At 70.3% G+C, this 19,085-nt stretch carries 22 protein-coding genes; 7 read left to right on the forward strand and 15 right to left on the reverse strand.

The features are described from left to right. Positions 1-10: 10 nt before the first annotated feature. On the reverse strand, positions 11-934 hold the full coding sequence (gene hemC / locus MKK54_RS05365) for a hydroxymethylbilane synthase (protein ID WP_244009685.1): 924 nt from the start codon (positions 932-934) through the stop codon (positions 11-13). A 229-nt stretch (positions 935-1,163) separates the two neighbouring features. On the opposite strand from hemC, the gene MKK54_RS05370 reads away from it, so the two are divergent. Together MKK54_RS05370 and MKK54_RS05375 are read left to right on the forward strand one after the other, a co-directional pair. Further along, positions 1,164-1,514 carry a hypothetical protein gene (locus MKK54_RS05370; RefSeq protein ID WP_244009686.1) on the forward strand — a complete coding sequence of 117 codons (351 nt, stop codon included), beginning with the start codon at positions 1,164-1,166 and terminating at the stop codon, positions 1,512-1,514. Between the two features lie 155 nt (positions 1,515-1,669). Further along, positions 1,670-2,125 carry a hypothetical protein gene (locus MKK54_RS05375; RefSeq protein ID WP_244009687.1) on the forward strand — a complete coding sequence of 152 codons (456 nt, stop codon included), beginning with the start codon at positions 1,670-1,672 and terminating at the stop codon, positions 2,123-2,125. Between the two features lie 4 nt (positions 2,126-2,129). Here the strand turns inward: MKK54_RS05375 and MKK54_RS05380 are convergent, their stop codons facing one another. Then, positions 2,130-2,429 (reverse strand): antibiotic biosynthesis monooxygenase family protein, encoded by a 300-nt coding sequence (locus tag MKK54_RS05380; RefSeq protein ID WP_244009688.1) that lies wholly within the window; start codon positions 2,427-2,429, stop codon positions 2,130-2,132. 34 nt (positions 2,430-2,463) lie between these two features. Then, the gene (locus tag MKK54_RS05385; protein ID WP_244009689.1) at positions 2,464-3,330 is read right to left on the reverse strand and encodes a Kdo hydroxylase family protein; all 867 of its coding nucleotides are present in this window, start codon (positions 3,328-3,330) and stop codon (positions 2,464-2,466) included. Positions 3,331-3,615: 285 nt separating this feature from the next. Here MKK54_RS05385 and MKK54_RS05390 point away from each other — a divergent pair, with 285 nt between their 5' ends. Then, positions 3,616-4,074 (forward strand): RNA polymerase subunit sigma-70, encoded by a 459-nt coding sequence (locus tag MKK54_RS05390; protein WP_244009691.1) that lies wholly within the window; start codon positions 3,616-3,618, stop codon positions 4,072-4,074. Between the two features lie 88 nt (positions 4,075-4,162). Beyond that, positions 4,163-4,465: a hypothetical protein gene (locus tag MKK54_RS05395; RefSeq protein WP_244009692.1), complete on the forward strand. Its 303-nt coding sequence runs from the start codon at positions 4,163-4,165 to the stop codon at positions 4,463-4,465. A gap of 64 nt (positions 4,466-4,529) precedes the next feature. On the opposite strand, the gene MKK54_RS05400 is transcribed toward MKK54_RS05395, so the two are convergent. Then, complete coding sequence (locus tag MKK54_RS05400; RefSeq protein WP_244009694.1) at positions 4,530-5,003, reverse strand: Hsp20 family protein; 474 nt, start codon at positions 5,001-5,003, stop codon at positions 4,530-4,532. Positions 5,004-5,182: 179 nt separating this feature from the next. On the opposite strand from MKK54_RS05400, the gene MKK54_RS05405 reads away from it, so the two are divergent. Next, complete coding sequence (locus tag MKK54_RS05405) at positions 5,183-6,163, forward strand: alpha/beta fold hydrolase (RefSeq protein WP_244009696.1); 981 nt, start codon at positions 5,183-5,185, stop codon at positions 6,161-6,163. Between the two features lie 3 nt (positions 6,164-6,166). Here MKK54_RS05405 and hisN read toward each other — a convergent pair whose 3' ends face one another. The 5 genes from hisN to MKK54_RS05430 all read right to left on the reverse strand — a co-directional run bounded on the left by hisN (position 6,167) and on the right by MKK54_RS05430 (position 12,695). After that, positions 6,167-6,955 carry a histidinol-phosphatase gene (hisN, locus tag MKK54_RS05410; RefSeq protein WP_244009698.1) on the reverse strand — a complete coding sequence of 263 codons (789 nt, stop codon included), beginning with the start codon at positions 6,953-6,955 and terminating at the stop codon, positions 6,167-6,169. Positions 6,956-7,066: 111 nt separating this feature from the next. Next, a complete protein-coding gene (locus MKK54_RS05415; protein ID WP_244009700.1) occupies positions 7,067-9,019 on the reverse strand; it encodes an AI-2E family transporter in 1,953 nt (650 codons plus the stop codon). 282 nt (positions 9,020-9,301) lie between these two features. Next, entirely contained in the window at positions 9,302-10,594 is a 1,293-nt protein-coding gene (gene pncB / locus MKK54_RS05420; RefSeq protein WP_244009702.1) for a nicotinate phosphoribosyltransferase, read from the reverse strand. Positions 10,595-10,803: 209 nt separating this feature from the next. Beyond that, entirely contained in the window at positions 10,804-11,307 is a 504-nt protein-coding gene (locus tag MKK54_RS05425) for a pyridoxamine 5'-phosphate oxidase family protein (RefSeq protein ID WP_244009704.1), read from the reverse strand. Between the two features lie 119 nt (positions 11,308-11,426). Further along, positions 11,427-12,695, reverse strand: a complete 1,269-nt coding sequence (locus MKK54_RS05430) for a sensor domain-containing diguanylate cyclase (protein WP_244009706.1) — start codon at positions 12,693-12,695, stop codon at positions 11,427-11,429. A 384-nt stretch (positions 12,696-13,079) separates the two neighbouring features. Between MKK54_RS05430 and MKK54_RS05435 the strand changes: the two genes are divergently transcribed. Beyond that, positions 13,080-14,213, forward strand: a complete 1,134-nt coding sequence (locus tag MKK54_RS05435) for an Mrp/NBP35 family ATP-binding protein (protein ID WP_244009708.1) — start codon at positions 13,080-13,082, stop codon at positions 14,211-14,213. Positions 14,214-14,220: 7 nt separating this feature from the next. Then, positions 14,221-14,841, forward strand: coding sequence for a molybdenum cofactor guanylyltransferase MobA (gene mobA / locus MKK54_RS05440; protein WP_244009710.1), 621 nt, complete (start codon positions 14,221-14,223; stop codon positions 14,839-14,841). A gap of 22 nt (positions 14,842-14,863) precedes the next feature. On the opposite strand, the gene MKK54_RS05445 is transcribed toward mobA, so the two are convergent. The 6 genes from MKK54_RS05445 to MKK54_RS05470 form a co-directional block, all read right to left on the reverse strand. Beyond that, positions 14,864-15,775 carry an EamA family transporter gene (locus MKK54_RS05445; RefSeq protein WP_244009711.1) on the reverse strand — a complete coding sequence of 304 codons (912 nt, stop codon included), beginning with the start codon at positions 15,773-15,775 and terminating at the stop codon, positions 14,864-14,866. A gap of 105 nt (positions 15,776-15,880) precedes the next feature. Continuing rightward, on the reverse strand, positions 15,881-16,339 hold the full coding sequence (locus tag MKK54_RS05450; RefSeq protein WP_055950543.1) for a peptidylprolyl isomerase: 459 nt from the start codon (positions 16,337-16,339) through the stop codon (positions 15,881-15,883). Positions 16,340-16,343: 4 nt separating this feature from the next. Next, positions 16,344-16,850 carry a hypothetical protein gene (locus MKK54_RS05455; RefSeq protein WP_244009809.1) on the reverse strand — a complete coding sequence of 169 codons (507 nt, stop codon included), beginning with the start codon at positions 16,848-16,850 and terminating at the stop codon, positions 16,344-16,346. Positions 16,851-16,959: 109 nt separating this feature from the next. Continuing rightward, positions 16,960-17,517, reverse strand: a complete 558-nt coding sequence (locus MKK54_RS05460) for a peptidylprolyl isomerase (protein ID WP_244009712.1) — start codon at positions 17,515-17,517, stop codon at positions 16,960-16,962. Between the two features lie 35 nt (positions 17,518-17,552). Continuing rightward, positions 17,553-18,053, reverse strand: a complete 501-nt coding sequence (gene coaD, locus MKK54_RS05465) for a pantetheine-phosphate adenylyltransferase (RefSeq protein WP_244009713.1) — start codon at positions 18,051-18,053, stop codon at positions 17,553-17,555. Between the two features lie 125 nt (positions 18,054-18,178). After that, a complete protein-coding gene (locus MKK54_RS05470; RefSeq protein ID WP_244009714.1) occupies positions 18,179-19,000 on the reverse strand; it encodes an outer membrane protein in 822 nt (273 codons plus the stop codon). Positions 19,001-19,085: the final 85 nt, after the last annotated feature.

Raw genomic sequence — 19,085 nt, forward strand, 5'->3', positions numbered from 1 at the left:
TCGAGACCGTCTACTGGAGGTGCCGGGCGTAGGTATCGCCCGCCGCGCGCTTCAGTTCGGCGCCGGCCTCCTGCCCGATCCGGGCCGCATCGGCCACGGCGCCCGAGCGCCGCACGGCCCAATGGGCGCTGCCGTCGGGAAGGAACAGCAGGCCGTCGAGATCGAGCCTGTCGCCGTCGATGCGCGCGAGCGCCGCGATGGGGGTGCGGCAGGAGCCGTCGAGTTCCGCGAGCAGGCCCCGCTCGGCGGCGAGTTCGGTCGTCGCGCGCGCCGAGACCAGGGGTTCGAGCAGGGCGCGCACCGGCGCATCCGCCTCGCGGCACTCGATGCCGAGCGCTCCTTGCGCCACCGCCGGCAACATCTCCTCCACGGACAGGACGCTGCGCGCCATGTCGGCCATCCCCAAGCGCTCCAGGCCGCAGAGCGCCAGGAGGGTCGCGTCGCAGGTCCCCTCCTCCAGCTTGCGCATCCGGGTGTTGGCGTTGCCGCGCAAGGGCACGATCCGCAGGTCGGGCCGGCGCATCAGGACCTGCGCGGCCCGGCGCAGGGAGGAGGTGCCCACCCGCGAGCCGGGTGCCAGATCGGCGAGGCCGGCCGCCGCGCGGGACAGGAAGGCGTCGCGCGGGTCGTCCCGCTCCAGGATGCAGGCGATGATCAGCCCGTCCGGCAGCCAGGTCTCGACGTCCTTCATCGAGTGGACGGCGACATCGACGGCGTCAGCGTAGAGCGCCTGCTCCAGTTCCTTGGTGAACAGGCCCTTCCCGCCGATCTCCGACAGGGGACGGTCGAGGATGCGGTCGGCCACCGTGTTGACCACCACGATCTCGGTTTCCAGTCCCGGATGGGCCGCCACGATCTTGTCGCGGACCATGCCGGTCTGAGCCAGGGCCATCGGGCTGCCGCGTGTGCCGATACGCAGGGGACGTTGGATCATGGACGCGGATCACTCGGGCGCGGGACGAAGACGGTTGCTCTAGGTACGCAGTCCGGGCGGCGCTGTCACCGCCATCCGTCGCAACCGCGCGATCATCGGAACCCTTTCGAAACCACATCCACAGGTCGCAATCCATGACCCTGGCCGTGTTAAGGTGGTTCTCACCGCGTTCCGGCCAAGTTCCGCGTCACGGACACCCTCGGGATCGAGGCATCGCGGACGCCGGGTGATGAAGCGCAGCAAGCTCGAGGCCTATTACCGCGACCAGTTCGGTGCTCCCGAGAGCGACGCGGTCGAGCCGGACGACGCCCCACCGGTCCGCCGGCGCCGGCCCGAGCCCAGGCGGCGGGATGCGCGGCGGGGCGGATTCGGCGTGTTCCGGATGCTCAAGCTGACGCTGATGCTCGGTCCGATGGCGCTCCTGCTCGGCGCGACCCTGTTGATGGATTGCAACCGCTCGGCGCAGGGATCGTGGGTGCCGGAGATCCTGCGCGGCACGGCCTGCGCCCGCCGCGATCTCGCGGGCCGTGTCTTCTCCCTGGACAGCAACCTGCGCACCGTCGCCAACGCGATTCGCTAGGCTCGTGAAGGGGAAGGGCGAACATGGTTTGTCGCGAGAACGCCGCGCCCTCCGGGCATCCGGCCGGCGCGGGGACGGTCGCAGACCGAAGCCAAGTCGTCGCGCGCGCGTGACGGCAGGATCGTCGAGAAGTCCGGCGCAGCCGTGAGGTCGGAATGGAACGCTTGAGGGGCGCGATGGCCGCCGACGACACGATGCCGGGACGCGTGGCCGAAGCGCCGATCGGCGGCCCGACCGCGGAAGAACTCCGAAGGGACGAGGAGGCGCGGGCGCGTGAGCGTGCGATGCGGGAGCGCCTCGCCAGCGGCACGTCCCATGTGCCGTCCGCGCGGAGGGGGCCGTCCTGGTCCGCCGCGCTCCGCGAGGATGAGGAGTCGCGCCCGATCAGCCTCGGCTGGAAGGCCTCCCTCCTCCTCAACCTCGTCCTGCTGACCGGGCCGCTCGGCCTCGTCATCGCCCTGCCGCCGCTGCTGGAGTGCCGAGCCCGCGAGGCGCGCTTCGGGTTCTTCACCGGCGAGACTCTCGGGAACTGCACCGCCCGGGGCATCGAGGGCCGCCTCCGGCGGCTCGACGATCGCATCAAGATGCTGGTGCGCGGTTCGGGCCGCTGAGCCGTCAGAAGGCCTGTAGCGTCAGCTCGGTGTGCTCGACGCTCGGCGGCGCCTCGAAGCAGGGCGAGACCATCGCACGGTAATCCTTCCAGGCCTGCGAGCCGGTGAAGTCCACGGTGTGGTTCTCCAGGGTCTCCCACTCGATGTGCAGACGGTAGCGCTGCGGCTTCTCGATGGAGCGGCGCACCGCGAAGCTGCGGCAGCCCTTGGCGGCCTTGAAGATCGCCGAGGCCTTGGCGATGCCGGCCTCGAACTCGGCCTCCAGGCCGGGCTTGACGTCGATCTGTGCGATTTCGAGGATCATAGGGGGGCTCCGTCCGGAAGGGATGATGAGGGGGTCAGCGCAGGGGGCGTCCCAGCGCCTTGGCGAGGAGGCGCTGCGGGCTGCGCTCGGGCCGGGCCTGGTCGGCCACCGCGAGGTAGCCGGTCTGTTCCAGCATGTACTGTCCGCCCATGGCGCCGTGCATCACGAGGTCCGAGAAGGTCACCCAGGTCTGGCCGGGGGCGAAGCGCACGTCGGCCTGAGGGGCGGTTTCCTGGTAGGCCATGTCCTGCTTCAGGGCGTCGTGCAGGTGCAGCATCAGGTGGTCGTATTCCGAGCGCCGGGCCTTGGTGATCTTCAGGGCGGCCAGGAGCCGGGCCGAGAGCGGCGAGTAGCCGGGCAGGCGCGGCAGGAACTTCTCCGCCATGGCGGAGAAATCCTCGCCGACGCGCCAGTGGCGCGGCTGCCCGTTCGGATTGATGTTGCGGAAGATGCGCAGGATGCGCTTCTCGCCGATCGGGTTCGACGGAAAGGCATCGACGTGGAGCCGGGTGTCGTCGCGCCGCCAGCTCAGCTTGCGCTTGTCGACGTCGAAGGGGCGGTAGGACGTGCCGGCCAGCGAGACCTTGCCCATATAGGCTGGCAGGTGCTCGGCGATCAGCGCCTCGGCGAAGGCCCGGTAGCGGATCAGCACCTGGCGCAGGGCCTCCTGCTCCTCGGGTGTTCCGGCGGCCCCCCTCAGGGTCGCGGCCGGACCCCGGATGTTGACGTTCTTGGCCTTGCCGTCGGCGAAGGGGCGCTCGACGAAGCGCTGCTCGAAGGCGCTCAGGGGAAAGTCGAGATCGGGGAACATCAGCACCGCGCCGTCCTCAAGGGCATCCACCAGGGCGGGCGCTCCGGGCGCCGGGCCGTGACGCGAGACGGAAACGATCGGGCTGATCATCGGGCGGGGATCCTCGAAATCCGCGGCGGGACCGGCGGTTTAGCCGAAGAGCGAGCCGCTGACCACGCGGTTCCCGGCCGGCCCGACGCCGCGGACATTCGCGGGACCCCTTTAGCGAGTGCCGGTGCGAATACCGGTGGATGACGCGGCGGGCCCGTTGTCAGGGCGGGCGCGTCGGCTCAACCCTCGTCGCCTGGGCGGCGCAACCCTGGCGTTTCGGTGGCGTTGATGCAACGGTCGCGGTTCCGGATTTCACGGAACCCTGCGGCGATGAGGATGCCGACGATGGCGACGTTGAAGGAATTCGAGGACACCCTGCGCGAGCACGGCATGCACATGGCCCTCGCCCTGCTCGAACGCCTGCGCGACCGCGATCGGGCGACGCGCACGGTCAAGCCCGCCCGCCGCCTCACCGGCCAGAAGATGACCCCGGACCTCGCCCGCGCCATCCTGGAGCTTCATGCCTCCACCGGCATGACCCAGCAGGAAATCGCCTTCAAGGTCGGAGTGAACCAGGGCCGGGTGAACGAGGTGATCAAGCGCGGCAAGTGGCTCGACGACGATCCGCATGCGCCCGAGGCCATCGCCCGCGACAAGGCCAAGGCGCGGATGCGGGCAGACCCCGTCGCGAAGCGCCCGCCCACGCAGCGCGGCCCGGCCAAGGTGACCGCCAGGCGCGGCAAGCCGGCGCTCGGCGTCCGGCGTCCGAGCCCGCAGGGGCAGTTGGTCTTCGGAGATCTCTAGGTCACGGACCGGGCCTGGACATGGATCGGGCCTGGCCTCGGGCGCGTTTTCCGGGCCATGGCCGTCGCAGCATTCGGGGAGGCCCAGCATGCGCATCGCCGTCGCCCCCGTGGTCCTCTGCCTGGCGCTCGCCGCCACGCCTTGCCTGGCGCAGCGCCCCTCGACCACGGCAATGACCTGCCGTCAGGCCAAGTTTCTCGTCGACAGACGCGGTGGCCTCGTGCTCGGTACGGGCGGGCAGACCTATGACCGCTTCGTGCGCGACCGCAGTTTCTGCGAGGTGACCGAGATCACGGTTCCGGCCTTCGTGCCGGCGGGCGACACGCCGCGCTGCTTCGTCGGCTACCGCTGCATCGAGCCGGGGCGCGGCGACCGCTTCGACGATTTTTGATGTCACGGGACGGCGCCCCGGTTCGAGGGAACCGGGGCGCCTCCGCGCAGGTCTGTGAGGCGGATTACGCGGCCTGCTGCACCGATCCCTCGATCACCGGGGTGCTCGGAGCCCGGCCCGTGGCGATCTGGATCTGGCGCGGCTTCTTGGCCTCGGGAATCTCGCGCACGAGGTCGATGTGGAGGAGGCCGTTCTCGAGGACGGCGCCCGTCACCTGGACGTAGTCGGCAAGCTGGAACCGGCGCTCGAAGGCGCGGGCCGCGATGCCCTGGTGCAGGAACTCCGCCGGCTTGTTCACATCGGACTTGCGCTCGCCCTTGAGGGTCAGCGCATTCTCCTTGACCTCGATGGCGAGATCGGAATCCGTAAAGCCCGCCACTGCTACGCTGATGCGGTAGGCGTTCTCGCCGGTGCGTTCGATGTTGTAGGGCGGATAGGTCGGGGCCGCGTCGGCGCTCACGAACTGGTCGAGGGCCGAGAACAGGCGGTCGAAGCCGACAGTGGAGCGATAGAGGGGAGCAAGGTCGAACTGGCGCATGACATATTCTCCATAAGAAGCAACATGCTGGTTTCGGGTCCGCCCGAGGGCCGGACTTGTCGCGCCGCCGTATTGGCCGGCGCCTCCGTGATATTGGCGTGTCCCCTCACCCTCGCAAGAGCTTGGGACAGGTCCGAATCCGAATTTTCTTCGCCCCGCTGCCGCGTGAGTCCCTGCCGATGCTGACCCTGCGCTCCACGCCCGACAATCCGGTCCCGCCGGGCGGCGCCCTCAAGGCCGTCCGCACCGATGACGGCATCGAGTTGCGGGCCGCCCATTGGCGCCCGACCACCCGCCTCGTGAAGGGCACGGTCTGCCTGGTGCAGGGCCGGGCCGAGTTCATCGAGAAGTATTACGAGACCATCGCGGACCTGCGCGGTCGCGGTTTCGCGGTGGTGGCGTTCGACTGGCGCGGCCAGGGCGAATCACAGCGTCAGGTCGACGACCCGCACCGGGGGCACGTGGCGCATTTCGACGATTACCGGCGCGACCTGAAGGCGATCGAGGACGCGATCCTGCGTCCCTCGATGCCGCATCCGCACCTCTGCCTCGCGCATTCGATGGGCGGTGCCGTCGTGCTCACGGGCGCCCTCGAAGGCTGGCTGCCGTTCCGCCGCATCGTGGCGGTGGCACCGATGCTGTCGATCCGGATGGTGCGCTGGCCGGCGGGGGCCGCCCTGCTGGCGCGCGGGTTGCACGCCCTCGGCCAGGGACGGCGCTACATTCCCTTCGGCTCGGCGGTCTCGATCGCGACGAAGCCCTACCCCGACAATCGGCTGTGCCGCGATCCGCGGCGCTACGCGCGCAATGCGGCGGCGGCCCGCGACGTCGGGGCTGGGGCGGTCGGCGATCCGAGCATCGCCTGGCTCGCGGGCGCGTTCCGGGCGATGAAGCGTCTCGCCGATCCGCGGGTTCCGGGCCGGATCGCCACGCCGATCCTGATCGTCGCGGCCGGAGCCGACCCGGTCTGCGGGACGCCGACCATCGAGCGGTTCGCCCGCAATCTCCGGGCCGGCCACCTCTTGGTCCTGCCGGATGCGCGCCACGAGATCCTGTCGGAGCGCGACGGCATCCGCCAGGATTTCTGGGCGGCCTTCGACGCCTTCATGCCGGGCTCGGACGCCTCCGAGATCAGCGAGCGGGAGCGCGCCGAAGCCTGAGTCTCACGGGTTGAGGTGGCGCAGGGCCGCCTCGTGCAGGCGCCGGTCGCCGGCCGCCACGATGCGCCCGCCCCCCGTCGCCGGGCCGCCGTCCCAGGTGGTGACGACGCCGCCGGCCCCCTCGATGATCGGGATCAGCGCAACGATGTCGTAGGGCTTGAGCCCGGCCTCGACCACGAGGTCGATCTGCCCGGCCGCCAGCATGCAATACGCGTAGCAATCGGTGCCGTAGCGCGACAGACGCACGGCGCCCTCGAGACCGAGGAAGCCGTCGCGCTCCGCGCCCTCCGTGAACAGGCGCGGATCGGTGGTGGCGAGGATCGCCTGATCGAGCGCCGTGCCGCGCCGCGTGAACAGGGGCCGCTCGCCGCGCGGGGAGCGCAGGCGCGCGCTCGCGCCGTCCCCCGAGAAGTGCTCGCCGAGGTAGGGCTGGTGCATCAGGCCGCGTACCGCCGCGCCGTGATGCGTCAGGCCGATCAGGGTGCCCCAGGTCGGAAGACCGGCCACGAAGGCGCGGGTGCCGTCGATCGGGTCGAGCACCCAGACGCATTCGGCGTCGAGATTCTCCGAGCCGAATTCCTCGCCCAGGATGCCGTGGGTCGGCAGGGTGCGCCGGATCATGCCGCGCATCGCGACCTCGGCCGCCCGGTCGGCCTCGGTCACGGGGTCGAAGGCTGCACCCCCGCGCGCCTTGTCGTCCATGCCGAAGGAGGCCCGGAAGAAGGGCAGGATCGCCTGCCCCGATGCGGCCGCGAGGTCGTCCATGAACCGCGCGAGATCGACGACGCTCATCGGCACTCCCTTCTCCGAAACGCCCGAGAGCGAAGCGGACGCGAGGTCCGGTCGTCAAGCCCAAACCGAGCGGGCGCGCCGTATCAGGCCGGCATGATCAGACTGGCATGATCAGACTGGCATGGGCTGAACGGGCGCGAGGGCGCCATCGGCGGGCTCCGGGGCCTGCGTCCGCTCGCCGTGAGCGGCCGCCACGACGGCCTCTACGGCGGCCCGCAGGGAGGAGACGTGTATGTCGGCCTCGACTGCGCGGTGGCGGGCCGCCTCGTCGATGCCCGCATCGTCCGCCTGCCACAGGCCGAGGACGAGGCGTGCCTCGGGCAGCCTGCGCCGCAGGCGCTCGGCAAGCCTGCGCAGGTGCGTCGGCTCCCCGCTGATCGCCATCGAGACGATGCAGAGGAGGCGGGCCGGGCCGGGATCGAATGCATCGATCCGCAAGCGCGCGACGTCGGAGAACGGGACCACCCGCGCGCCGATTCCGCGCTTGCCCAGGAGCTGCGCCAGGATCGCGCAGGCGGCCTCGTCGACGAAGCTGCGTCCCGCGACGCACAGGACGGTGCCCTCGGGGCGCCAAATCTCCGGCACCGGCGCCGGGCGTGGGGCGTCCGGGTCGGCCTTGGCCTCGATGTCGCCGCGCAGGTCGTCGCGATCCGCGAGTTCGTCGATGAGTCCGGCGACGCTGGCGCGGATATCGCCCTTCTGCTCGGCGGTGAGCACGCCGCGCGCCGCGTCGCGGGCGGCGAGTTCGAGCCCCTTGACCACGACCTCGTCGTAATAGGCCGTCAGCGAGCAGGTCTTCAGGATGAGCTCGGCGTGCTCCTGAACCTCCTCCGGGTCGTCGGCGAGGATGCGCTGGTAGAAGTTCTCCACCGGCGTCAGGGCCGGCCGATCGCCGAACAGCACATCGAGGAATTCGAGCTTGTCGACGTGGCGCCCCAGCACCACGAGGCAGACCGTGAGCGGCGTCGAGAGCAGCAGCCCGACGGGCCCCCACAGCCAGGTCCAGAACAGGGCGGAGACGAGCACGGCGAAGGGGGACATGCCGGTGGACTGGCCGTAGAGCATCGGCTCGATGAAATGTCCGACCAGGGGTTCGAGGATCAGGAACAGGATCAGCGTCCCGATCACCATCGACCAGCCGGGATCGATCGCCGCCGCCAGCGCCAGGGGGAACAGGGCCGAGACGAAGGCGCCCACATAGGGCACGAACCGCATCAGCGCCGAGAAGATGCCCCACAGCACCGGGCTCGGCACGCCGAGGACATAGAGCCCGACGCCGACCACGATGCCGAAGCAGGCGTTCAGCCCGAGCTGGACCAGGAAGTAGCGGCTGAGGCGCTTGGCGGCGTCATCCATCGCCACCGTGGTGCGGTGGAGGTCGCTGGAGCCGGCGAGCCGGATCATCCGGTCGCGCAGGTCCTCGCGCTGCATCAGCAGGAACAGCAGAACCACGAAGACGATGCCGATCGTCGCCAGGGGGTGCAGGATCGGCGAGAGCAGCGTTCCGGCCATCGTCACCGGTCCGGGCACGCGCTCCTTCACCTCGACCAGGATCGCCTTGTCCGGCGGGGCCGCATCGGTCCGCGGCGCGGGCTTCGGGGCCGCCTCGGGCTTCGCCTCGTCGCGACCCTCGTGCATCGTCCGGCCGATGCTGGCGACGTAGCCGGCGAGGCGCCCGGCCGGGGTGTCGCCGAGGCCCTCGACCTTGCGCTCGATGGTGCTGCGGTAGCGCGGCACGTCCTTGGCGATGTCGGCGAGTTGCACGCCGATCAGCGTCGCCAGGGCGGCGGCGGTGCCGAGCGCGATCAGGACGGAGGTCGCCACCGAGAGGAAGCGCCCGAAATGCCAGCGCCGCAGCAGGTTCACCAGCGGGCCGAGGACGAAGGAGAGCAGGATCGCGATGGCGATCGGGATCAGGACGTCGCGCCCGACATAGAGGCCGACCATGATCAGGGCGGCGACGACCAAGGGGGATGTCAGGGCCTGCGGCGGTGTGCCCGCCGCCGCGATGCGCGTCGGGCGCGGCGGGACCAGGGATGGCTTCGGGGTCGATCTGAGGGCCATTCCGGTTCCGATTCTCGACGCGACGCGCGGCCGACCGTCCATCCGTCGGGACGTCGCCGCGTTGAGAACGGTGGCCTTGGCGAAATCGATCCCTCCACGGCGTCCGCGCCGTCACGGAACCGTGAATGCGTTGCCTCGGGCCTGCATCGAATGCATGGCGCGCGCGACGCCGCGTTCGATGTCCGGATGGTTACGGGCACCGCTCCCCATCGCGACCCCGGATACGATGCCCGGCCGGTACGGGGCATCGTTCGGACGGACCGGGTCGGGCCGGAGACGTGCTCAGACCACGACCGGCATGGCCGTTTGATCCTGGACGCCGAACACGCGCGTGTAACGGGCGATTTCCGCCTCGGGGCCGATCGCCTTCGAGGGGTTGTCCGAGATCTTCACGGTCGGTCGTCCGTTGGCGGCGATCACCTTGCAGACGATGGAGATCGGGTCGAGCCGCCCGTCCGGCACGAGGCCCCGGAAGTCGTTGGTGAGCAGGGTGCCCCAGCCGTAGCCGATCCGCATGCGGCCGTGGAAATGCGCGTGGATCGCCTCGATCGTGTCGATGTCGAGTCCATCGGAGAAGATCGCGAGCTTGTCGCGCGGGTCGGAGCCGCGCGCGCGCCACCAGGCGATGGCCTCCTCGCCCCCGGCGATCGGCTCCTTCGAATCGATGCGGATGCCGGTCCAGGCATTCATCCAGCCGGGGGCGTTCGCCAGGAAGCCGGTGGTGCCGTAGGTGTCGGGCAGCATGACGAGGAGGTTGCCGGCGTAATCCTGCTGCCAGTCGGCGAGCACCGCGTAGGGCGCCTCGGCGAGCCCGCCATCGTCTTCGGCCAGGGCCGCGTAGACCATCGGCAGTTCATGGGCGTTGGTGCCCACCGCCTCGACCTCGCGGCGAAGCGCGATGAGGCAGTTCGAGGTGCCGAGGAAGCGCTCGCCGAGCGCCTCGTGCATCGCCTCCACGCACCAGTCCTGCCAGAGGAAGCCGTGGCGCCGCCGCGTGCCGAAATCCGCGATGGAGAGGCCGGGCAGGCGCTGCAACCGTACGATCTTCTCCCAGACCCGCGTCATGGCCCGGGCGTAGAGCACCTGCAGGTCGAGCTTGCCGAGATGGCGCACGACGCCGCGCGTGCGCAACTCGTTGAGGATCGCCAGGGCCGGCACCTCCCACATGGTGGTCTCGAGCCAGGGGCCGTGGAAGGTCAGCACGTACTGCCCGTCGCGGGCCTCCAGTTCGTATTCGGGCAGCCGGAACGCCTCCAGCCAGTCCATGAAATCGGCCGAGAACATCTGGCGCTGGCCGTAGAAGGTGTTGCCGCGCAGCCAGGTCGATTCGCCCCGGCTCAGGCGGACCGAGCGCGCATGATCGAGTTGTTCGCGCAATTCGCCCGCGTCGACGAAGTCGGCGAGGCGCACCTGCCTCGAGCGGTTCTGGATGCCGAAGGTGACGCGGGCATCGCGATGGCGGCGGAAGATGGTCTGCGCCATCAGGAGCTTGTAGAAATCCGTGTCCAGCAGCGAGCGGACGATCGGATCGATCTTGAAGCTGTGATTGTACACCCGCGTGGCGAGATCGAGCATGTTCGGATCGCGGCCCCCCGTGCGGGCCTCCGGCGCCCGCGAGGCCGAAAGAGGCGCATGGCGGCCGGAGGCGAGTCAATCGCGCGCGGCGCATCGCTGCCGTGAAAGGCGTCCCGGGCGTGGGGTTTCGAAGGCGCCGACGAAAAAAGGCGGCGCGCCCCTCGGCACGCCGCCCCATCGCTCGGGCCTCGGTCGATCTCCGGCCCGGATCAGGCGAGGTCGACCTTCCTGGTCTCGGTCTTGGGCGATTCCCCGGTCACGGCGGCCTTCACGTAGCCGTAGAGGTGCAGCATCGTGGCGTTCGGGCTGTCCCAGTACTCGCCCTTCTCGGGATGCACGCGGAGGAGCGCCACCTCGGGATCCTCCTTGCCGTTCGGGAACCAGGTCTTCAGGCTCTCGCTCCACTTGTCGTCGATGGTCGCCTGCTCGGTGACGATCTCGGCCTTGCCGGCGATCGACACGTAGGTCTGGCTGGACGGGTCCGAATAGGCGAGGTTGATCTGGTTGTCCTTGCTGATCTCGGCGGTCTTCGGGGAGTGCAGCTTGGTGAAGAACCACAGGTCGCCGTTCTCGTCCGCCTCCTGGCACCACATCGGACGGCTGTAGAGCTTCCCGTCCTGGTCGGCGGTGGTCATCATCGCGACCTTGACGTCCTTGATGAGGGCGAAGAGCTTCTTGGCGCCCTCGTGGTCGCGGTGGTTGCCCTGGTGCATGGGATCGCAGTCTCCAACTCGTCGAAAGGCGTGTCCGGCGCGGTGATCCTGCGCCGGTTCGTGTGCTCAACGAGCCAGGGCGGCATTGGTTTCGGGCCGCGTCGCGTCCGCCTGCCCGCCTACGCCGCGGTCCGCGCGGGCACGCGCTGCAGGATGGCCAGTCGGCCGAGCCGCCGTTCCCTGACCGGGAGCCCGGCCTCGCCGATCTCCCGGACGACGTGGCGGTTCCGGCCGCGCCGTTTGGCCTCGTAGAGGGCGCCATCGGCCTCCGCCAGGAGTTCCGCCGGCGTGGAGGTCCGGCCCGACGCCTTCAGGGCCACCCCGATGCTCACCGTGACGAACCCGATGCCGTCGCCGCGGTCGCGATGCGGGATCGCGAGGCCGGCGATCGCCGCGCGCAGGCGCCGCACCACGCGCTCCACGGTCCGCGCGTCGCCGCCCTTGAGGAGGATGGCGAATTCCTCGCCACCGTAGCGCGCCACCACCTCGCCCCGGCTCCGCGTCGCGCCCGCCAGGGCCTCGGCGATGCGGCGCAGGCCGTCGTCGCCCGCCGGGTGCCCATACGTGTCGTTGAAGCGCTTGAAGTGATCGACGTCGATCATCAGCAGGGCGGTCCCGCGCGTCTGGCCGGCTGCGGCTTCCAATCCGGCGTCCAGCGCCCGGCGGTTCGCGAGGCCCGTCAGGGCATCGGTCTGCGACAGGATGGTGAGCACCCGCCGGTCCCGCTCGAGGCCGGCCGATCGCAGGATCTCCCGCAGGCTGACGAGGTAGGCGCGACGGCGCACGCCCTCGATCTGGTGGTTCCCATAGAGGACGAAGAAGCTTCCCGCCACGGTCTGGAAGGCGAGGCACAGGGCGAGTTCGGACGCGAGATCCGCGCGCAGCCCGATCACGGCCAAGGAGGCGAGGCCGCTCACGACCGTGAGGACCAGGGCGTGCGGGAAGCGCAGAACCAGCATCATGGTGGCGAACACCATCATGAGCGGATACTCGACGTAGCAGACCGCGCTCATCGCATCCCGGTCCAGGGCGAACAGCAGGATCGGCACGCCCGTCACGAGGAGCATCCCGGCGGTGACGGCGCGCTCGCGCATCGGCCCGGGCATCCGGGTCACGGCCCAGGCCAGGAGGAGGCCGAGCGGCGTCACCAGGAGCAGCCGCAGGCAGACCGCCAACGGCAGCATCGCGGGCATCAGGAGCGCCGTGGTCAGGTTGTAGGCGTTGTGGAAGCAGAGGCCGATCAGGATCGTGCGGCGCAGGTGGAGCGCCCGCTCGCGGCCGTTGTCGACCTCGTAACGGGCCGAGACGGGGCGAGAGAAGCGCAGGAGGCAGGGGCTCACCGTGAGGTCGCCATCGGAGACCTCGGCGCCCGAGCGCGCGCGCCTCATCCACGCGGCGTCCGGAGACATGCGACGAAACCAATGGCGCAAGGCGAAGTCGTCCTGAATCGATCTGGGCTCCCGTGGGAAGCCGCCCCCTGTTGCCAGCACGAACGTCGCGAGGCGGGAACTGGACCCAAGCCGGTCGATGCCGCCTTCCCACATGCCTAGCAAATCCTGAATCCCATTCGGTAGCGAGGGCGCCCGGGCGGCGCCGGCGCGACGGGCTGTCTCGCCCCGGATGCGGGGTCAGCGCTTGCGCTCGGGCGCCGCCTGTGCTGTCGCATGGGACCTCGCGCGGACGGAACGGCGATGGCCGGTCCGGTCGCGATCCCTGAAATTGTCCCCGCGCCGAGGCTTGACCGCCGGAAGAGCGCGGCAAGGAGCCGGCCTTTGGCGATCACCCGTGACGATGTGCTGAAGGTGCTCTCGACCGTGACGGTCGATGCCGGAGGGACGACCCTGCCGGCCTCCGGGCGCCTGTCCCAGGTCGTGGTCGACCCGACGAACCGGGTCATGTTCTCGATCCTCATCGATCCGAGCGAGGCCGAGCGCTTCGAGCCGATCCGACGCCGGGCCGAGGGCGCGATCCTGGCGACGCCCGGCGTCTCGGGCGTGTTCGCGAGCCTGACCTCGGAACGTGGGCCGAACCAGCCGGCGCAGGCCGCGCCGCCGCAGGCCCCTGCCCCCGGACGCCCGGCGGCGGCGGCCCCGCGCACCGGCCCTGCCCTGCCGGGCGTCCGCCACATCGTGGCGGTGGCCTCCGGCAAGGGCGGCGTCGGCAAGTCCACGACCGCCTGCAACCTCGCCCTCGCGCTGGCCGCGCAGGGCCTGAAGGTCGGGTTGCTCGACGCCGACATCTACGGCCCCTCGGTGCCGAAGCTGTTCGGGCTGTCGGGCAAGCCGAAGGTCATCGAGGAGCGCCTGCTCGCCCCGATGGAGGGCTTCGGCATCAAGGTGATGTCCATCGGCTTCCTGATCGAGGCCGAGACCGCGATGATCTGGCGCGGGCCGATGGTGCAGTCGGCGATCACCCAGATGCTTCGGGAAGTCGCCTGGGGCGAACTCGATATTCTCGTGGTCGACATGCCGCCCGGCACCGGCGACGCGCAACTCACCATGGCGCAGGCGACGCCCCTCTCCGGGGCGGTCATCGTCTCGACGCCCCAGGATCTCGCGCTCATCGACGCGCGCCGGGGCGTCACGATGTTCCGCAAGGTCGCGGTGCCGATCCTCGGCGTGATCGAGAACATGGCGACCTTCATCTGCCCGCATTGCGGCACGGCCTCGCACATCTTCGGGCATGGCGGCGCGCGGGCGGAGGCCGAGCGCCTGGACGTGCCGTTCCTCGGCGAAGTGCCGCTCAACATGACCATTCGCGAGACCTCGGATGCCGGGCGTCCGGTGGTGGCGGTCGATCCCGACGGACCGCACGCGCAGATCTATCGCGGCATCGCCGCCAAGCTCTGGGCCAACCTGACCGGCGGCCCCGCGCCCCGCGCCGCGCCGCGCATCGTCATCGAGTAACCCCGCGATGCCGCCGGTGCTGGGTCTGGTCCTGGCCGGAGGCCTCGCACGGCGCATGGGTGGGGGCGACAAGCCGCTGCGCCTCTTGGCGGGACGCAGCCTGCTCGACCGGGTGGTGTCGCGCCTGGCGCCGCAATGCGCGGCCGGAATCGTCCTCAACGCCAACGGCGACCCGGACCGCTTCCCGGATTTTCCGGGCTCGATCGTGCCCGACGACGTTCCGGACAATCCGGGCCCGCTCGCCGGCATCCTGGCCGGGCTCGACCATGCGGCGGCCCGCCATCCCGCGATCGCGCACGTGGTCAGCGTGAGCGGGGACGCCCCCTTTCTCCCGCTCGATCTCGTCGATCGTCTCGCGCGGCAGGCCGGCCCCGGGCGCGCCATCGTCATGGCGGCATCGGGCGAGCGCGAGCATTTCACGGTCGCCCTCTGGCGCGTCTCCCTGCGGGCGGACCTGCGCCGTGCTCTCGTGGAGCGCGGGGAGCGCCGGGTCGGCGCCTTCCTGAGGCGTCACGAGGCGGTCTCGGTGTCCTGGCCGACGCTGCCCCTGGACCCCTTCGCCAACATCAACACGCCCGAGGACCTGGCAGCCGCCGAGGCGACGCTCGCCCGGTTCGAGCCGGACTGACGCCCGGCCCGCCGACCGCGCGTCAGCGACCGCGTGCCCGCCAGCGCGGGTAGAGGATGCCGAGGGCCAACCCGCTGAGCACGAGCCCGGCCGCGCCGATCTTCCAGCCCGGCAGCGCCTCGCCGAGCCACAGCGCGGACGCCCCCATGCCGAAGACCGGAACGAGGAGCGCCATCGGGGTGATCAGCGCGGCGGGATGGCGGGACAGCAGCCAGCCCCAGACCGCGTATCCGAACATCGTGTTGCCGACGGATTGCCAAATCACCGCCCCCCAGGTCGCCGCATCGGCGCGCAGGATTCCGTCCCGGATCGCGTCCCAGCCCTCGAGAACGAAGGCGAGCGCGAAGAGCGGCGGCGCCGAGAACAGGCTCGCCCAGACCACGTAGGGCAGCATGGCGGTGACGCCGCTGCGCTTGGCCGCGATGTTGCCCCCGGCCCAGCTCATCGCCGCGAGGATCACCAGCCCGAGGCCGAACGGTGTGGTGGTGGCGTCCGCATGCAGCGCGATGACCCCGATGCCCGTGGCGGCGAGCGCCAGGGCCGCCCATTGGTAGCCCGGCACCCGCTCGCCCGTCATGCGGATCGAGAGGCCGATGGTGAAGAAGACCTGGATCTGGATCACCAGCGAGGCGAGGCCCGGGGAGATGTGGCCGCGCATGGCGATGAACAGGAGCCCGAACTGCCCCGCCCCGATCAGCAGGCCGTAGGCGGCGAGGTTGCGCCAGGGCACGGCGGGCCGCGGCAGCAGGAACACGCCGGGCAGGGCCGCCAGCAGGAAGCGCAGGGCGGCGAACAGCAGGGGCGGCAGGTGGTCCAATCCGATCCGGATGACCACGAAATTGGTGCCCCAGACCGCCACCACCGCGACGGCGAGGCACAGATCGCGAAGCGGAAGGCTGGCGGCGGGCAGCGGCGAGGGGATGGACGGGCGCATGGGCGAGGGCCTTCTCAGGCCGGAGCCGCGTTGCCAAGGGCCGCCACCGCACCGCGATGGGGGACGTGTCCGCTCCGTCGGGCGGACACGTCCCGCGTCATGGGGTCAGGCGGCGCCGACGGTCGCCTTGACGATCTTGTCGGGAGAGCGCGGCGGCTCGCCCTTGTTCAGGGTGTCGACCACGTCCATGCCCTCCACGACCTTGCCCCAGACCGTGTACTGCTTGTCCAGGAAGCGGGCATCGCCGAAGCAGATGAAGAACTGCGAGTTGGCCGAGTGCGGGAAGTTGGTGCGGGCCATCGAGCAGGTGCCGCGCACGTGCGGCTCGGCGTTGAACTCGGCGTTGAGGTCGGGCAGGTCGGAGCCGCCCGAGCCGGTGCCGGTCGGGTCGCCGGTCTGGGCCATGAAGCCGTCGATGACGCGGTGGAACGGCACGCCGTCGTAGAAGCCCTGCGCGGCCAGCGTCTTGAGGCGCTCGACATGGTTCGGGGCGAGGTCGGGGCGCAAGCCGATCACGACGCGGCCCTTGGTGGTCTCCAGGATGATGGTCTCGGTCTCTGCCATGGGTCTAGACTCCTTGTCCCTTGGGTCCTTGGTAGATGAAGCGGAGCGCGATGGGGCGCCCCGCGATGGCCGCGCCGAGGCCTGGGGTGATCCGGGCCGGCGTGCAGCGCCGGATCGCCGCCAGGGTCGCATCGGTGAGGATGCGGTAGGCGCGGGTATCCGTGCCCTGCGTCGAGAACGTCACGCGCGGCGTGCCGATGACTGACCCGTCGCGTCGAAGCGAGAAGCGCGCCGTGATCTCGGTCCGCTCGAAGCGGGCGAGTCCCTGAGGAACCTCCCAGCAGGCGGCCAGGATCGGATAAAGCTCCTTCAGGGTGTCGGCGGCCCTGGTCTCGGCCATGCCCCCGTGCGGTTCTTGCGAACCGGGCGGTTCTTGAGAACCGGGCGGCTCCTGCGAACCGAGCGGCCCTTGCGGGCGAAGCGGCACCTGCACGGTGCCGCGCAGGGTTTCCGGCAGGGTCAGGAGGCCGGTCGACGGAGCGCCCTGCGCCGATGCCGGGACGCCGAGCATCGTCGCGGCGATCGCCGCGAGCAACGCTCCGATGCGTCCGACACCGACGATCAAACGATCCCCTCCCGGATACCGCGCCGCGCGCCTGGCCGCGCGCCTAGCCGCGCGCCTACTTGGCCCCCAGGGCCATCTGCATCTTCACGATCTTGTCGGGGTTCTGCACGGCCCCGCCCGGTGCGCCCGGCGCCGCCTTCTTGATCGCGTCGACGGCCTCCATGCCGGAGGAGACGAGGCCGACCACGGTGTACTGGCCGTTGAGGAACGGCGCGTCGCCGAGGCAGATGAAGAACTGCGAGTTCGCCGAGTTCGGATCGGAGGACCGGGCCATGCCGACCGTGCCGCGCCGGAACGGGGATTGCGAGAACTCGGCCGGGATGTTCGGAAGGTCCGAGCCGCCGGTGCCGTTGCCCTTCGGGTCGCCCGTCTGGGCCATGAAGCCATCCATCACGCGGTGGAACTTGAGGCCGTTGTAGAAGCCCTTCTTGATCAGGGTCTTCAGCTGCGCCACGTGCTTGGGCGCGAGGTCGGGCCGCAGCTCGATGGTGACGCGGCCGTCCTTGGTGTCGAGGAACACCGTGTTGTCGTCCGCCGCGACGGCCTGGGAGGCCGTGCCGATCAGGGCGGCGAGGCTGAGAAGGGCGATCCGCCGGTTGAGTCCGAAGTTCATAGGCACGCGGTCTCTCTATCGAATGACACGGGAAGTCAGGGTTGTGCGAAGCGCTGGGCCAGGCGCTGGGCCACGAGGGGCGGCACGAAGGGCGAGACGTCGCCGCCCATCGCGGCGATCTGCCGGACCAGCGTCGCGGTGATCGGCCGGACCCCGGTGGAGGCGGGCAGGAACACCGTCTGGACCTCGGGCGCCATCGCGCCGTTCATGCCCGCGAGCTGCATCTCGTAATCGAGGTCGGTCCCGTCGCGCAGGCCCCGGATGAACACGGTGGCGCCGACCCGGCGCGCCGCCGTCACCGCGAGATCGTCGAAGGGGACGATGGTCAGTGCGGTGCCCTCGGCCTCGGCGAGGGGGGTGCAGGTGGCCCGAAGCAGGTCCGTCCGCTCCTCCGGCGTGAACATCGGCGCCTTGCCGGGATGCACGCCGATCGCGATGACGAGGTTGTGCACGAGCCGGCACGCCTGACGGATGACGTCGAGGTGTCCGTTCGTGACCGGGTCGAACGAGCCGGCATAGAGGGCGGTGCGGATCATCGCGGCCCGAGGTAGAGCATTTCGCCCGAGAACGGAACCTCCGACCCCGTAACGAAAAAGGCGGACCCCCGTCAGGGAGCCCGCCCGCCTCGGAATGGGAGCCGGTGGCCCGGCTCCGAACGATCCTAGTAGGTGCCGAACTTGTAGTTGATGCCGGCGCGGGCGATGCTGCCCTCGGTCCGGACGCGGGCGATGTAGCCGGCGCCGGGGAAGACGGCCGTGTTCGTGTTGGCCACCGTGATGGCGCGCGAGCCGAGATCGTAGCGCAGGTACTCGGCCTTGATCGTCACGGCGCTGGACTTGAAGAAGTTCAGGAACGAGTCGGTGGGCAGGGCGTATTCGATGCCGCCGCCATAGGCGTAGCCCGTCTCGATGTTGGAGCGGGAGCCGAAATAGGCCACGGGCGTGTTGGTCTGGAAGGCCACCGACTGGTTCACGTCGCCGTAGGCGAAGCCGCCGGTGCCGTACACCAGGAACCGGTCGAAGGCGTAGCCGATGCGGCCGCGCACCGTGCCGAGGAACGACAGCTCGCTCCGGTAGGTGTTCGTCAGCGTGTTCGGGTTGAAGCGGATGTCGGTGCGGGTCCGCTGCAGGTCGGTGTAGGCCGCATCGGCCTCGAGACCGACGACGATGCCGCTGCCCGGCGTGAACTGATAGTTGTAGCCGACCTGGCCGCCGGCGGTGAAGCCTTCCTGCTGAAGACCGATGGCCGCCTGACGGAAGCCGCGATCGACGTTGGTCTGGAGCGCGCCGATGCCGGTGGTGCGGACGGTGTCACGCTCGCTGAAGGCGTAGCCGGCATTCACGCCGAGATAGGCGCCGGTCCAGGTGAAGACCGGGACCGGAACGAAGACCGGCGGCGCGGCCCGGCGCGGCAGATCGGCGGCCGAGGCGGTGCCGGCGAACAGAGCGGCGCCGGCGCCGGCGAGGAGGAAACGCTTCAGCACGATGAAAATCCTGCGGGTGTCTGGATGAGCTTGACCGCTGGGATACATCGTTGCCGAATGTTTCACTATGATATTACTGCCACAC

Source organism: Methylobacterium sp. J-068 (assembly GCF_022829445.1).
Lineage (GTDB): Bacteria > Pseudomonadota > Alphaproteobacteria > Rhizobiales > Beijerinckiaceae > Methylobacterium.

What these genes read in the sequence shown, in the direction of transcription:
- hemC (WP_244009685.1), bottom strand. Translation starts at nt 934, where the DNA reads ATGATCCAACGTCCCCTGCGTATCGGCACACGCGGCAGCCCGATGGCC.
- MKK54_RS05370 (WP_244009686.1), top strand. Translation starts at nt 1,164, where the DNA reads ATGAAGCGCAGCAAGCTCGAGGCCTATTACCGCGACCAGTTCGGTGCT.
- MKK54_RS05375 (WP_244009687.1), top strand. Translation starts at nt 1,670, where the DNA reads ATGGAACGCTTGAGGGGCGCGATGGCCGCCGACGACACGATGCCGGGA.
- MKK54_RS05380 (WP_244009688.1), bottom strand. Translation starts at nt 2,429, where the DNA reads ATGATCCTCGAAATCGCACAGATCGACGTCAAGCCCGGCCTGGAGGCC.
- MKK54_RS05385 (WP_244009689.1), bottom strand. Translation starts at nt 3,330, where the DNA reads ATGATCAGCCCGATCGTTTCCGTCTCGCGTCACGGCCCGGCGCCCGGA.
- MKK54_RS05390 (WP_244009691.1), top strand. Translation starts at nt 3,616, where the DNA reads ATGGCGACGTTGAAGGAATTCGAGGACACCCTGCGCGAGCACGGCATG.
- MKK54_RS05395 (WP_244009692.1), top strand. Translation starts at nt 4,163, where the DNA reads ATGCGCATCGCCGTCGCCCCCGTGGTCCTCTGCCTGGCGCTCGCCGCC.
- MKK54_RS05400 (WP_244009694.1), bottom strand. Translation starts at nt 5,003, where the DNA reads ATGCGCCAGTTCGACCTTGCTCCCCTCTATCGCTCCACTGTCGGCTTC.
- MKK54_RS05405 (WP_244009696.1), top strand. Translation starts at nt 5,183, where the DNA reads ATGCTGACCCTGCGCTCCACGCCCGACAATCCGGTCCCGCCGGGCGGC.
- hisN (WP_244009698.1), bottom strand. Translation starts at nt 6,955, where the DNA reads ATGAGCGTCGTCGATCTCGCGCGGTTCATGGACGACCTCGCGGCCGCA.
- MKK54_RS05415 (WP_244009700.1), bottom strand. Translation starts at nt 9,019, where the DNA reads ATGGCCCTCAGATCGACCCCGAAGCCATCCCTGGTCCCGCCGCGCCCG.
- pncB (WP_244009702.1), bottom strand. Translation starts at nt 10,594, where the DNA reads ATGCTCGATCTCGCCACGCGGGTGTACAATCACAGCTTCAAGATCGAT.
- MKK54_RS05425 (WP_244009704.1), bottom strand. Translation starts at nt 11,307, where the DNA reads ATGCACCAGGGCAACCACCGCGACCACGAGGGCGCCAAGAAGCTCTTC.
- MKK54_RS05430 (WP_244009706.1), bottom strand. Translation starts at nt 12,695, where the DNA reads ATGAGGCGCGCGCGCTCGGGCGCCGAGGTCTCCGATGGCGACCTCACG.
- mobA (WP_244009710.1), top strand. Translation starts at nt 14,221, where the DNA reads ATGCCGCCGGTGCTGGGTCTGGTCCTGGCCGGAGGCCTCGCACGGCGC.
- MKK54_RS05445 (WP_244009711.1), bottom strand. Translation starts at nt 15,775, where the DNA reads ATGCGCCCGTCCATCCCCTCGCCGCTGCCCGCCGCCAGCCTTCCGCTT.
- MKK54_RS05450 (WP_055950543.1), bottom strand. Translation starts at nt 16,339, where the DNA reads ATGGCAGAGACCGAGACCATCATCCTGGAGACCACCAAGGGCCGCGTC.
- MKK54_RS05455 (WP_244009809.1), bottom strand. Translation starts at nt 16,850, where the DNA reads ATGCTCGGCGTCCCGGCATCGGCGCAGGGCGCTCCGTCGACCGGCCTC.
- MKK54_RS05460 (WP_244009712.1), bottom strand. Translation starts at nt 17,517, where the DNA reads ATGAACTTCGGACTCAACCGGCGGATCGCCCTTCTCAGCCTCGCCGCC.
- coaD (WP_244009713.1), bottom strand. Translation starts at nt 18,053, where the DNA reads ATGATCCGCACCGCCCTCTATGCCGGCTCGTTCGACCCGGTCACGAAC.